The sequence below is a fragment of the Pedobacter sp. HDW13 genome, assembly GCF_011303555.1.
Lineage (GTDB): Bacteria > Bacteroidota > Bacteroidia > Sphingobacteriales > Sphingobacteriaceae > Pedobacter.
Window position 1 is genome coordinate 5,447,824 of sequence record NZ_CP049868.1, and the last position, 13,668, is coordinate 5,461,491.

Here is a 13,668-nt window from a genome sequence, read left to right on the forward strand (position 1 = left end):
GCTTAAAGAAACGGGAAGGTTGCTCCGCAAGGAGTGGCCTTTTCTTGTTTCTGGCCATTGCCTAATAATTAAGCGATAAACCTACACCGAATCCCATATCGCTATCGTAGTGCGTACGAATGCCCATATTTTTATTAATTACATACCTCAGGTCGGCCATATATTCCAAATCTGTATTGACCATAAAACCTGCCCTGAGCCTTTTAGATACCGGAATATCCTCGCGCATTAACGCCAAACGTACAATACCATCATGGTAAACCTCTGCCTGAAAATCAATTAACAGGGGCAAGGTGTACATTACCCCCAGGCTTATGGCGCTTCTGTTATCTTTTTTGTTAACCTGACCAAAGATGTTTTTTTCGTGTTCATCCATTCCCATTTTGCGGTAACGCCAGTCGAAACCAATAAAGGGCATTAGCCATTGCATTTTTCCAATGTAACGGCCTACATGTGTTTCTACCTCATAACCATGCATGTTGTTATATCCAAGTCGCCACTCGGTACCTACTGACCATCTTGCATTTTGCAGCATGGCCGAACCATCGTTGCCGTTTGTGGCAAAATCGTTCTGAGCCATAAAATGCGGCATATTACTTTCTTTCTGTAACTCGCGGTAAGCCTGCGCCTTATCGGGCAACAGTGGGTTTTTATAATCTCCTACAGCAAACACCCGGTTCATACCTGCCATCATGTGGTATAAAATATGGCAATGAAAAAACCAGTCGCCTTCTTCGTTTGCTAGAAATTCAATGGTGTCCGTTTCCATGGGCATAATATCGAGCACATTTTTAAGCGGAGCATTTTCTCCCTGTCCGTTAAGCACCCTAAAATCGAAGCCATGTAAGTGGATAGGGTGGCGCATCATCGAATTGTTATACAGCGTAATGCGTAATATCTCTCCCTTTTTTACAGGAATTTTATCACTTTCGCTCAGCACTTTATTATCCATGCTCCAAACGTAACGGTTCATGTTGCCTGTAAGCGTAAATTTAAGCTCTTTTACAGGTGTGTTTTTAGGTAGCGTGGTAGGAGCTGGTGCTTTCAGCATGGCGTAATTTAACGTAACAATATCACCCAGTGCATTTGCATTGTAGCGATTTGGATCGGGCTCCATATTCATCCCTTTCATATTGTGGGCTTCGCTTTTTGAAGCTTCTCCGGTAATTTCCGGATACATAACCACGTTCATATCCATCTGGTTAAGGCTCATTTTCATGTCCATATCATCGAGGTCGCCGTTCATCTTCATCATATCATTCATCATCTTCATTCCATCAAAATACTTGAGGCGCGGCAGTGGCGAAATCAATTGTTTAATGCCATTACCAATAAAGTAACTGGTAGATTGGGTTCGGTCTTCCGTGGTAGCCATAAATTCGTAGGCAATCCCGTTTTCGGGTATAGTAAGCACCACATCATAAGTTTCTGATACGGCAATAATTAAGCGATCAACCTCAACAGGCGTTACATCGTTACCATCGCTGGCCACAACAGTCATTTTACCACCCGCATAACGCAGCCAGAAATAAGAAGACGCCCCCCCGTTCGAAATACGGAGCCGTACACGATCGCCAGCTTTTAAGGTTTTGCCATCCACACTTTTTAAACTGGTAGCAACCTGGCCGTTCATTAATACCTTATCGTAATACACATCACTTACATCCATAGCGGTCATCCTTTTCCATTCGTTTTTCACTTTGGTTTTAAGCTGACCTTGCCTAATGGCTTCGGCATAAGATTGTGTAGCTCCTTTTTTAATAGCTGCCCAATCGTTGGCATTATGTAGCATCCGGTGTACGTTGTCCGGATTCAGATTTGTCCATTCGCTTAGCACTACAGGCAGCGTTGGCAAATCGTCTATTCCCTTTCTAAAGGTGTTATCCGTGCTTCGCTTTTTCATTACAAAATTGCCATACATACCAATCTGCTCTTGCAGGCCCGAGTGCGAATGGTACCAGTGTGTGCCATTCTGGATAATTGGAAAGCGATAGGTATGTGTAGTATTGGGCTTAATGGGCTGTTGGGTAAGGTAGGGCACGCCATCTTCTTTATTGGGCAAAAATACACCGTGCCAATGCAATGATGTGTTTTCTTTAAGCTGGTTATGTACTACAATTTCGGCCGTATCGCCCTCTGTAAAAGTAAGGGTAGGCATTGGAATTTGTCCGTTAACCGCAATTGCCCGCTTTTCTTTGTTTGCGTAATTTACAACCGTATCTTTTACGTAAAGGTGGTAGCGTACTACTTTTTGCGCCTGTAAAGGGCTGGTGCAAATGAGCAGTAAAAGCACCGGCAATATTATTTTAGCGATGTTTTTATATATATTCATCTGATATTTTTTAGTTTAAACTAATCTGGTTTTCAAACCAATTAATTAATGTTTTTACTTGTAACTTATTTAACCTGGCATTGCGATGTAGCAATGTGTATGAGTTGAGTGGCATTTTTTCACTTTCGATCTGCTTTTTAATAGATTGTAACAATCTCTTTTGCTTTCTGTTAGGGTAGTTATTCCATTCGTTGAAATTAAGCACTTCCTTTCCTGAATTGATATGACCTTGAGTAAATACCTGTACTGGCTGAATGTATTGATACCACTTATAATTGGTGTTATTGCTGTGGCAATCGTAACACGAATTGGCCAATATATTCCCTACTGCAAGCGGCGGTCTGTAAAACTGTACAAAACCTGCCGAACCGGCCTGCCCTTGTTTTATATTCAGGGCAGGCCGGTATAATTGAACAAGTAAAAAGAGCAATAACAGGAGGAAAGCCCCTGTTTTTAACATCTTTTTCATCTTAATATTCTTGTTTTACAGCACCACAGGTAAGCATTTGTTTGCCGTAATATGGGTTTTTGATTGCTTTGGTTTCACTAATCCAAATGGCACCTTTACCTTCATTATACATGGGACAACGGTCTACATATAATTTTTGCGGCGCTCCCAACAGGTTTATCATGTCGTTAACATCATTGCTCAACGATTCGAAATGTTCACGCTGATGCGCTATCTGATCGGCATTGGTAGCAATATGTGTGGCATTTTCTTTTATATCATCAACTATATCCTTATAGTCGTTTAATTTACCGCCAGGAATCGCAGAATGATCTATTTTGCCCAGTGCTTTCAATAATTGGTTGCCTGCTTCAGATACTGCAGTGGCATCATCGGCAATCAGTGCATTTTTTAAGCCTAAGTAAGCTGTTAGCAATGGGCCGGCAGGCTTAGTTTTAGCATCAGTCTTAACTGCTTTCGGGTCGTTTTTTGCCCTACTATCAGCTGTTTTTGATTGCTGGCCACAAGAAATTAGTATTACTGCTATGATAACTAAACAAGTTATCGAAAAAAAGAAATTTTTCATGCGTTCGCTCTTATATTTAGTTACCATTACTTCAATATTTCTACCGTACTGCCGCAAGTGAGCATTTTACTGCCGTAAAAAGGGTTTTTAACCGTACTTTCTTTGCTAAGCCAATTAGTACCCCTACCATTATTATACATAGGGCAATGCTGGTAATAAACCGGCATATCTTGTTTTGCAACTTTTGCAAGTGGATACATGGTTACAGAAAGGGATGAAAATGTTTGCCTTTGATCAGTTATATCTTTTGATTTTGAAAGATTGGTTACATCGGTTGTTAAAGTTTTTACAGCAGCCATCCAGGCAGAATGCTCTGCTGAGTTAAGCTTCTCCATTTCTACAGCTTTAATGGCATTAAGCAATGCTGTTGCTTTAAGACCAGCTGCATTGGCATCTGATTTTACAAGAGCATCTTTAAGTGCAAAATACTGTTCGAATACAGTTTTTAATTGTGCTGTATTTGCAGCAGCAGACACACCCTGGTGATTGTGATCTGCTTTTACCGTAGCAGCCTCTTTCATTTTACTTACCGGCTTTAAAGTCCGGTTGTAGCGGCAACACTCAGGTAGCTTTGCATAAACCTCATCAGGAGCCAGGTAAGCCGTATTATCGTATCCTGCTAAAGCAATTCGCTTTAATATTTCATCGGTATTTGTTTTTTGGTTGTTGTAGGTAATGCTGGCCATTTTAGAGGTTTCATTCCAGTTTACTGCCGCAATACTTTTAATATTCGCAGCGCTTTCGATGGTTTTCTTACACATTTCGCAGTTTCCTGATACCTGGATGCTAACTGTTTGTGCATTTTTGATTTGGGCAAAAGCGTTTGTAGCCGATAATAACAGCGTTATTACCATCCATATTTTTGATGTCAATTTCATTGTGATGATTTTAAAATGCTATAAATTAAATAATAAACTGCGCCCCTTACTTTGATAAAGACGCATTTGTGGCTATGCAGCCATTAATTTAAGCTATTTTAGGCGGTTGCCAGATAGAAATAAACCCGAAAGCGTAATTGGATTGTTTATAACCGATTTGCTGTTTTTCAACTGCAGGTGGTTGATTGATAACTTTCAAATCGCATACTAAAGCCGCGCTTACAGTAGGGCAGGAAGCACAGCAACGGCACGAGTTGTGTTTACACTTGTTGTTACAATCTTTGTGTTTTGATTTTTTGTTGGCTTTGGTAGGGCAGCAATCTTTCATTGCTGCTTTTTTGTCCAGGCTTTTTGAGCAGGAAGTGTGCATTTTTTTAGCAGACATTGAAGCATGCGCATAACTTAGGTTTGGGAATAAAAAAGACCCCAAACACAATAGCAATACTGCAACAATATCTATTCTTAAATTTTTCAATGCAAAGCAAAGGTAGGTAATAGATTAATTAAAATACAATGATTTATTTTTTTTAAGATCGTCTGGTTGTCATGAGTAATTGCCCCGCCAATAGAAGCAATGCACTGGAACCTACCTCCTGATTCACAAATTGGGCTATTGAAGGGCACCAGCTTAATGTTTATTTACTTAAGAAAGGAAGGATAAGACCAGATAGTATTTCTGTTTTACCCATCAGGCCCACATGGCTGGCACCTGCAATAATTGCCAATTGCGACTTTGGCATTGCAGCCATATCTCCGGGTATGCCACCACCCAATAACTGATAGGTGCGGGCAGTATACTGTAAATCGACTCCGTCGTTATCACCCATGATCAGCAATACAGGTGAGGAAAGATGTTTGATGTTATCCTCTCCCAAATCAAAATCCTCTGCTGCAAATTTGACCATTTTGGTAATGAATTTCGCCCAGTGTGAAGGATTTGGAGCTAGTGAATCATAAACTTGTTTTATTGGCGAACTGGCAAAAACTTCGGGTGTTATTCCACTGATAGCCTGTTGAACCTGTGGCAGCCAGCCAGCCCTTTTGTACACGCCTGAAATGATAACGAGTTTTCCTACCAACTGCGGATGTGCAATTGCCATTTGGTAAGATATAGGTGCGCCAAAACTGTAACCTATCACATCAGTCTTTTTAATATTCAGGTATTTCAATAATCCGGCAACATCGTCTGCCAATGCTGTGTAAGAATAAGGTCTGTCGATGTCTGCGGTACGGCCATGTCCCTGCATTTCGACCGCTATTACCTTGTGCGTTTTAGCAAGCTCGGGTATCAGCTGGCTCCAGTTGGTGCCAATAGTCATAAAGGCGCCGTGAAGTAATACCAGCGGAGCGCCCTCGCCGTAGGTTTCATAGTAAATCTTTAATCCATTAACAGGCGCATATCCGGACGATGCTGGTTTCTGTTGCGCCACAGATGCTGTCATTATAAAAATGATCAGTGATAAGGATAGTATGATATTTTTCATTGTTTGTATTTTGCTTATTCAAACTTACATCATGTACCCTGAATTGGGGATAGGTAAACGCGACAATTGTGCGGTGTTTTTAAGACGGGAAGAAAACTAAAATAACTTATTTGCTATTTCATCATGCTTATGGGCAAAAATGAGATCAATAACATTCCCTTTCATTAAAGTTAACGCTTAGCGAAAGGGTAACTAAATTTCTCTATTAATCACTCCAGAATTGTCTGTTTAAATAATAAGAGCTTAGTTTAATTATTAGAAGGATTTACTAGTGAAACACTTACGCTTCTTTTATTAAATTCAATATCCAGTTGAACCGTTATCCTTATCGCGACCTTCTTTTTATCTTGTTCTGCCGGAACCCATCGGGTGCGTTTAACATAGCATCAATAATAGCCTTATCTACTTCAAAGTTTATATCCTCATCAACAATATTTCTTGTTATTACGCTTGGTTCAATAATTCTTCCCGCTGTATCTATGGTAATGTTATAAAACGACTTTTTTGTGCCAGATTGGCTGATACCTTTTTTCGAAAGCTGGGCGTTTAAATAACGAATAAAGTCATATTTGGAGCGGGGATTAGTTACGTGGCTATATTTATTCTTAATAAAGTCGATTTTTTTAATCACTTTGTTTTTTTTGTAAATTTCAGTTAGCATGGTATCACCTTTTCCTGATAATATATGCCATTCGCCTTCTCTCATATCATCAACATAATTTCCCCTTACCGATACTATTCCATGATTATAACTTTCGTATAAACCATTCATCTTGCCATGTTCTAATGTTTCAACAAATAGTTTTTCTTTTGAAGCGTTAAAAGTAGTCCAGATACCTGTTTTTTCACCATTAACATAGTATCCAACTTTACTCAGGAAATTTTTTGCCGGTACAATTACAGAATCTGTTTTATGGGTAACATAATCATAGGTAATTTGTATATGTGGTGGACTATAATTATAGTATTTGAATCTTCCGGATGCTATAGTTAATTTTTCATCCAGAAAGGTTCCTATAGTCATTATACTATCCTGTGCATCATATTCATGAACCATCCAGGCAGAACTGGAAGCCAACTTTTCAATTACAAAATGAGTGTTCTTACGTATAGAATCGAGCGTGCTGCCAAAGGGCGGCAATGGTTCAATACGTGACTGCGCACTTAAAAACACAGGAAACAACCAAAATAATAGGAGAAAGCGATTTGTCATACTTAAATATATGGAAATTAGTAAAGAAAAGAGCTTCGCGTGAAAAAACGAGACCATGTGCATAATTCCAATTAAAGGGTGTAAGCATGTATTGATCCTTCTTAGGCTTTCCATTTTAATACAGAATATAAAAAAATCAGGAAAACAAAAAACCCGACTATTGTCGGGTTTCGTTTTTGTGGGCGGAAAGCGAGGGATTCGAACCCCCGGACCTGTTACAGTCAACAGTTTTCAAGACTGCCGCATTCGACCACTCTGCCAGCTTTCCGGAGGCAAAAGTACAAACTCCGGCTAAATCTGCAAACTATGATTGTGTTTTTTTTATATAAAATTGATAATTACTTAACACAGAGCGAGAAAAAATTATTTCTTCTGAATGTTTTCTTCTATTGGCTCCGATTTTTTGAAGAGATTGAAGGTAGGGCGGATAATTTTTACACTTCTTTTGCTTACATCAACACTTGCATTCAGCTCAAAACCGATGAGTAAAATCAAAGAATTGAGGTAAAGCCAGATCATCACTACGATTAAAGTACCAATTGAGCCATACACTTTATTGTATGAGCCAAAATGGTTAATGTAGTAAGAAAAGCCCCAGATAGTTATAAAAGCCAGAATAGTGGCCAGCCAGGAGCCTGCGCTAAAAAGTTTCCACTTTTTGGTATGAGATGGGCCATAGCGGTATAAAATAGAAATGGTAATAAAATACAGCGCGGCCAATAATGCCCAACGGGTAAAGTTTACTGTATAAACCAGGAAGCTGTCTTTTAAGTGTAATTCGTCATTAATTTTAGTCAGTAAAACATCGCCTAAAGCCATGGCACTGATGCATATGATGATCGAAAAACAGATAATAACGGTTAATATCAATGCAATTAAACGCTGTTTTAACCAACCCCTGGTTTCGATAATCAACGATGATTTGTTAAAAGCTTTCATCAGGTTCTTAACTCCATTGGTTGCAAAGAATAGTGCAGAGAAAAAACCAAAGGATAACAATCCTCTGTTTTGGTTTTTTATGATATCCTTTAGCGTTGTTTCAAAAGCATCAAATGCGTTATGTGGCAATACCAGTTGGATCAGGTTTAAGAGCTGATCCTGGAAACCTTTTATCGGAATAAAGGGGATAAGTGTAAAAAGAAAGATAATACCCGGGAAAATGGCCAGCATAAAACTGTAGGCCAATGAAGAAGCCTTATTAACCAGGGTATCTTTACCAATTTCCCTGAAAAAGAAAGTGGCCACCGTATATAATGGGAGTGGACTAAAACCAGGCAAAACACATCCTTTGGTCCATTCGATAAACCTCGAATAGAGCTTAAGTTGTAATAATTGCCTATGTAACCATTCCATTGTAAATACTAATTAAAAAATACCGATAATTTCTCCATAAAATTTTCGGGTGGATTTGTAGGTTTATTTTTTTTCATATCTACAAAAACAAGCGTGGTGGCCCCCAGGTTAATCAGTTCTTCCCTTTCGTTATACAACTCGTATTCAAAAAAGATCCTGATACCGGGTAACGTTTTTATAATCGTTTTTACTGTAATTTCCTGATCGTAAAGTGCAGGTTTAATGTATTTGCATTTTAGTTCTAAAACAGGCATCATAATACCATCTGCTTCCATAGAGCTGTAGCTCATGCCTAAACTGCGCAACATTTCTACCCGGCCTACTTCGTAATATTGGGCATAGTTACCATAATACATATAACCCATTTGATCGGTTTCGCCGTAGCGCACCCGTATTTTTGTACTGTGGCTATACATTATTTAAATATGTTCCTTTTGTTTAAAGCCTCGCGGTATTTTTTGGCATTTACTTCATGCTCAGCCTTGGTTTCGGCAAAGTTATGGTAACCCGAAAAATCTTCTTTAGCACACATGTAAATGTAATTGTTCTTATCGCGGTTTAATACGGCATCTATTGCATTTATGCTCGGCATCATAATTGGGCCTGGAGGCAAGCCTGCATATTTATAGGTGTTGTAAGGCGATTGTACCTGCAACAGCTTTCCGGTTACCCTTTTAACCGTAAAATCGTTATTGGCAAATATTACTGTCGGATCGGCTTGTAACAATATGCCTTTGTTTAAACGGTTTAAGTACAGGCCAGCAATAATTGGCATTTCTTTATCGTAAAGCGCCTCACCATCCACAATAGAAGCAAGGGTATAAACCTGAGCCGGGCTAAGGTTTAAGCTTGCTGCCTTTTGTTTGCGTTCTGCATTCCAGAATTTATCATATTCCTTGTGCATCCGTTCAAAGAAATCAACCGGCGAAATGTTCCAATACATTTCGTACGTGTTTGGGATGAACATGGTGTAAACATTATCCTGGTTAAAGCCATATTTGGCAATCAGGGCAGTAGAATCTAATGCATTAATGAAACTTAAAGAATCGGCTTCTAGGTTGCTGGCTAAATAGGCAGCAAAGTTTTCCTTTTTGCGGATGTTATGGAATTTTAGCTTAACCGGATCCTGGTTACCGGCTTTAATTAGGTTAATCAAGGTACGGTTGGTCATTCCCTTTAACAAACGGTAACGGCCTGGTTTAACACTATTGGGTAAGTTCATTTTACCGGCTGCTGCAGTAAATGAAGAAATACTTTTTACCAGGTCTTTCTTTTTTATTTCGGCTACCAGATCATCATAGCTGCTTCCGGTTTTAATGTATAAATATTTTTGATTTTCGGTAACGTTAGGGGCAAAGTATAGCCTGTAAAGGTTTAAAACAAAATAACCGCCTATTAAAATCACAACAAGTGCAATTACTAGTGCTACTTTTTTGCCGGTACTCATATTCTTTTTTTCTACTTCAGTCATCGGTATTTTATGCGAAATTATTGTTGTTTGTTAGATAAGGTAATATTTATTTTGGTGCCAATAGCCACTTTGGTCACCGAATCGGCCACCATAGGGTCTTGCTTGATAATTATTGCTGCAGCGCTATCTGTAACAGGACCATCGTAAATAATGGTACCTAAACTCAGGTTCGAGCCTTTTAAGCTAAATTTAGCCTCGTCCATGGTTAAGCCCATTAACTGTGGGATTTCTACTTCCTCATTTCCGCGTCCGTCGCCCAGTACAAGGTTAATGCGTGAGCCTACCGGAACAATCTGACCAGCCGTAATGGGTTGACCGCCAAATGAAGCTTCCAATACCACATCGCGGCTCACATCAGGCCTGTAAGTGGTATCGCCAAGTTTCAAGCGCGAACTCTCAATAAGGGCTTGCGCCTCTCTAAGGGTTTTAAACGCAATATCAGGAAATTTTGTATTGGGTGTTTTACCTGCATTAATCGTTAAGTAAATGGTGCGGTTATCTTTTACAAAAGTATTAGGGTCTGGATCCTGGTCGATAACAATACCCGCCGGTTGGTCAAGAATAAAAACCGAATCTACTTCGTATTTTAAGCCTGCATCTTCGAGTTTTTTTACAGCTTGTTCAAACGGCAGCCCTTTAACCAATGGAACATTTAAACCCTGACCATGTTTGGTGTAATATCTTAAGCTAAAAAAAGCGATCAGCAGCAAAACAATAACGGTAATTACGGCTGCTAAAATGTTGTTTCTAAAGGATTTCGTTTTTAAGTAATCTATAAATTTAGACATGAATCTTAAATTTTGGGTTATGCATGTAAGCTCAAATGTAGCTATTTTTAATTATTGAATGTAGAATAGATTAGGGGCATAAGCAATTATCCGTCCAAATTATATTGATTTTATTTATTGTATATTCTATGGTTCAAAATTAACTAAAGAACAAAGATATTTATATTTTTGAGGATATATTTATATTCAATTTCTATTTATAACAGGATTTCAGACATGAAAAAAACGATAGCATTGTTAACAGGCGGTACCACAGGCGAATGGGTAGTTTCGGTAAAAAGTGCGGCAACTATTGCGCAACATATCGACCCCGAATTATACGATGTTTATAAAATTATGCTGAACGAAAAGGGCTGGTTCTACGAGCCTGCCGATTCGGTAAAAATTGAAATTGATAAGAACGATTTTTCGTTAACCTTAGAGGGAAGAAAAATAAAGTTCGACGGTGTATTTATTGCCATACACGGTTCTCCGGGTGAAGATGGTAAGTTGCAGGGCTATTTCGATATGATTGGCATTCCTTACACTACCTGCGATGCTTTGACTTCATCTATTACCATGAATAAAGGCTATACCAAAGCAATTGTTGAAGGGATAGATCATTTATATACCGCTAAATCGGTGCAGATCTTTAAAGGAGGCAATTACAATGTAAATCAGATTAAGCAGGATTTAAGGCTTCCGTATTTTGTTAAACCCAACAGTGGTGGTAGCAGCATTGGTATGACCAAGGTTAAACATGCTGATGACCTGGAAGAGGCAATTGAAAAAGCGTTTAAAGAAGATAGCCAAATCCTGATAGAAGAATTTGTTAGTGGCCGTGAGTTTTCGATCGGTATTTTTGGTGCCGAAGGAAAGATTATTGTTTTGCCTACTACCGAAGTTATTCCTCAGAATGAGTTTTTCGATTTTGAGGCTAAATACACACCTGGTGCCACCGAAGAGATTACGCCAGGCAACATGAATGAAGAAGAACTGGTTAGGGTACAACAGGTTGTAACTGATGTATATAAAAAGTTAAACTGCAGGGGCGTGGTACGGGTAGATTATTTCCTGGAGCACGAAACCGGCAAGTTTTATTTTATTGAAATTAATACCATTCCCGGTCAAACCGCTACCAGCTTTATTCCACAACAGGTAGCAGCAATGGGCATTACACTGAAAGAGTTTTACACCCGGTTAATGAAAGAAACCTTAGGCTAGTTTAAAATTAACTGAAAAATGAATATCCAGAAGCTTATTGACAGCGGTTTAAAGGTAAAAGCTTACGCTAAAGATTTGGTGATTTACGAGCCCGGCATGCAGCCCAGGTATGTGTATTTCATTAAATCAGGAGAGGTGCGCATGGTAACTGTGAGCGATGAGGGCAAGGAGTTTATTCAGGGCGTTTTTAAAGCTGGTCAACATTTTGGAGAGCCAGCATTGCTTATTAACAAACCTTATCTGGCCTATACCGTTACCAATAAAGATTCGCAGCTTATAGCCGTAAATAAGGATGACTTTTTCTGTCTGATTAAGCATGAGCCTGATTTTAGCATGAACCTGATCCAGACGCTAAGTCACCGCTTATTTTATAAATCGATGATGCTCGAAGAACTGGCCAATGAAAAAGCCGATCACCGTTTACTCACCATCATCAATTATTTACTACAGGATATTGCTGAAGGCGAACATTTAAAGGTAACCCGCCAGGAACTGGCCGATATGACTGGTTTACGGGTAGAAACGGTAATCCGTGGTGTAAAAATGCTAGCTGAAAAAGGTTTCATTAAAACTGTTAAAGGAAAAATAGTAAAAAGGGTAAAATAAGCTCCAAAGCGGAGTAAAGAATGTTGGCCTTAAAGTTCTTGCTGTTTTGGTTGTGCTATTTACTAAGCAATAAACTAATGACCAATGAACGATCAATATGACACAGATCATAATTTAGTGGAATATTAAAGCCTAACTTTGTAGTATCAAATCAGAATATTATGGCTGAGTTATCAAAATTTCAATCCTTTTTACAATGTAAATGTCCACGTTGCCGCAAAGGCGATATTTTTACAGGAAATGCTTATTCGTTCAGACTTCAGAAAACAAATATTAACTGTCCGCATTGCAATTTAAAATTCGAGCGCGAACCTGGCTTCTTTTATGTGGCCATGTTTGTGAGTTACGCCATGAATGTTGCTGAGATCATTACCATAGGAGTGGCCTCCTACATTTTGGGTTTACCATTGGTTTATGAAAACCTTTGGTATTATGTTGCCTTGATATTAAGCGGTGTGCTACTTTTGTCTCCCATCAATTACCGCTATTCGAGGGTAATTTTGTTGCACTATTTAACACCAGGCCTGCATTACGTACCTGGAAGCGGCGATTAATCGGCGGCAAGATATAGGAAGGGAAGTCAGATGGAAACATCTGACTTCTTAAATTATAGCAAATTAAAGTTTGCCATACTGAGCCTCTTGAAGGGCTTAACTATAAAGAGATTTCTCGACTCCGCTCGAAATGACGGATAATCTATTAAAATCGTCACCTTGAGCATCTCGAAACGCAATGTCTCATCATCAAGGTTTGCCCTTCATTGGGTGCTGTACATATTCAGACCAGCCCACCACTTTACCGTCTTTCATTTTAAAATCGTTGAAGCAATTTACGGTATCTGTTTTACCATCTTTCATGGTCGAAATCTGTTTGTACCACAAGCTCACCCATTCTTCTGATTTATCTTTGCTGATTACCGATTCCATATCTTCCATATCGATCTGGATATGCTTAAACCGGTCTATTTCGTGTTGTGCTTCACCTAAAAACTGACTTCTGGTGCCTTTAAAGCTGTAGTTATCGACCATAAGCCAGATGCTATCGCCAAGAAAAGGTTTAACAGCTGCTGTATCCAACGATGCAAAACCTTTTAATGCGCTCATGGCAGCAACCATGTTGCCTGGTTCAGGGTTCATTTCCCAATTATGCACTTTTTTAGGCGTGTAAGGGTACTTTGTGGTATCGGTAGCTACCGTGTTAGTTGTTTTTGCTTCCTTACTCTGGCATGCCGCCAAAAGTAAAGCCACCGCAAAGAGGGGGACTAGTTTTTTGATCATAATTAGTATAGTTAATGGTTACTTAAATA

At 39.1% G+C, this 13,668-nt stretch carries 14 protein-coding genes and 1 tRNA gene; 3 read left to right on the forward strand and 12 right to left on the reverse strand.

The window, feature by feature from the left end; genetic code table 11:
- Window positions 1-61: 61 nt before the first annotated feature.
- The 11 genes from G7074_RS22695 to G7074_RS22745 all read right to left on the reverse strand — a co-directional run bounded on the left by G7074_RS22695 (window position 62) and on the right by G7074_RS22745 (window position 10,553).
- Window positions 62-2,332: a multicopper oxidase family protein gene (locus G7074_RS22695; RefSeq protein WP_124560267.1), complete on the reverse strand. Its 2,271-nt coding sequence runs from the start codon at window positions 2,330-2,332 to the stop codon at window positions 62-64.
- Between the two features lie 10 nt (window positions 2,333-2,342).
- Window positions 2,343-2,801 (reverse strand): heme-binding domain-containing protein, encoded by a 459-nt coding sequence (locus G7074_RS22700; RefSeq protein ID WP_166211508.1) that lies wholly within the window; start codon window positions 2,799-2,801, stop codon window positions 2,343-2,345.
- Window position 2,802: 1 nt separating this feature from the next.
- On the reverse strand, window positions 2,803-3,366 hold the full coding sequence (locus tag G7074_RS22705; RefSeq protein ID WP_166211511.1) for a DUF3347 domain-containing protein: 564 nt from the start codon (window positions 3,364-3,366) through the stop codon (window positions 2,803-2,805).
- 26 nt (window positions 3,367-3,392) lie between these two features.
- Window positions 3,393-4,244: a DUF3347 domain-containing protein gene (locus G7074_RS22710; RefSeq protein WP_166211514.1), complete on the reverse strand. Its 852-nt coding sequence runs from the start codon at window positions 4,242-4,244 to the stop codon at window positions 3,393-3,395.
- Window positions 4,245-4,879: 635 nt separating this feature from the next.
- A complete protein-coding gene (locus tag G7074_RS22715; RefSeq protein WP_124560263.1) occupies window positions 4,880-5,728 on the reverse strand; it encodes an alpha/beta fold hydrolase in 849 nt (282 codons plus the stop codon).
- Between the two features lie 325 nt (window positions 5,729-6,053).
- Window positions 6,054-6,941, reverse strand: a complete 888-nt coding sequence (locus G7074_RS22720; RefSeq protein WP_166211517.1) for a toxin-antitoxin system YwqK family antitoxin — start codon at window positions 6,939-6,941, stop codon at window positions 6,054-6,056.
- A gap of 183 nt (window positions 6,942-7,124) precedes the next feature.
- Window positions 7,125-7,209, reverse strand: a tRNA-Ser gene (locus G7074_RS22725).
- Between the two features lie 95 nt (window positions 7,210-7,304).
- A complete protein-coding gene (locus tag G7074_RS22730; protein WP_124560261.1) occupies window positions 7,305-8,294 on the reverse strand; it encodes a YihY/virulence factor BrkB family protein in 990 nt (329 codons plus the stop codon).
- Between the two features lie 8 nt (window positions 8,295-8,302).
- Entirely contained in the window at window positions 8,303-8,710 is a 408-nt protein-coding gene (locus tag G7074_RS22735; RefSeq protein ID WP_166211520.1) for a thioesterase family protein, read from the reverse strand.
- On the reverse strand, window positions 8,710-9,765 hold the full coding sequence (mltG, locus tag G7074_RS22740; RefSeq protein WP_166211523.1) for an endolytic transglycosylase MltG: 1,056 nt from the start codon (window positions 9,763-9,765) through the stop codon (window positions 8,710-8,712). The genes G7074_RS22735 and mltG overlap by 1 nt, the downstream gene beginning before the upstream one ends.
- A 17-nt stretch (window positions 9,766-9,782) precedes the next feature.
- A complete protein-coding gene (locus tag G7074_RS22745) occupies window positions 9,783-10,553 on the reverse strand; it encodes a PASTA domain-containing protein (protein ID WP_124560259.1) in 771 nt (256 codons plus the stop codon).
- A 216-nt stretch (window positions 10,554-10,769) separates the two neighbouring features.
- Between G7074_RS22745 and G7074_RS22750 the strand changes: the two genes are divergently transcribed.
- The 3 genes from G7074_RS22750 (at window position 10,770) to G7074_RS22760 (ending at window position 12,916) form a co-directional block, all read left to right on the forward strand.
- Window positions 10,770-11,756, forward strand: a complete 987-nt coding sequence (locus G7074_RS22750; protein WP_124560258.1) for a D-alanine--D-alanine ligase — start codon at window positions 10,770-10,772, stop codon at window positions 11,754-11,756.
- 18 nt (window positions 11,757-11,774) lie between these two features.
- The gene (locus G7074_RS22755) at window positions 11,775-12,362 is read left to right on the forward strand and encodes a Crp/Fnr family transcriptional regulator (RefSeq protein ID WP_124560257.1); all 588 of its coding nucleotides are present in this window, start codon (window positions 11,775-11,777) and stop codon (window positions 12,360-12,362) included.
- 161 nt (window positions 12,363-12,523) lie between these two features.
- Entirely contained in the window at window positions 12,524-12,916 is a 393-nt protein-coding gene (locus G7074_RS22760; RefSeq protein WP_124560256.1) for a DUF983 domain-containing protein, read from the forward strand.
- A 189-nt stretch (window positions 12,917-13,105) separates the two neighbouring features.
- On the opposite strand, the gene G7074_RS22765 is transcribed toward G7074_RS22760, so the two are convergent.
- A complete protein-coding gene (locus tag G7074_RS22765) occupies window positions 13,106-13,639 on the reverse strand; it encodes a hypothetical protein (protein WP_124560255.1) in 534 nt (177 codons plus the stop codon).
- Between the last annotated feature and the right edge of the window lie 29 nt (window positions 13,640-13,668).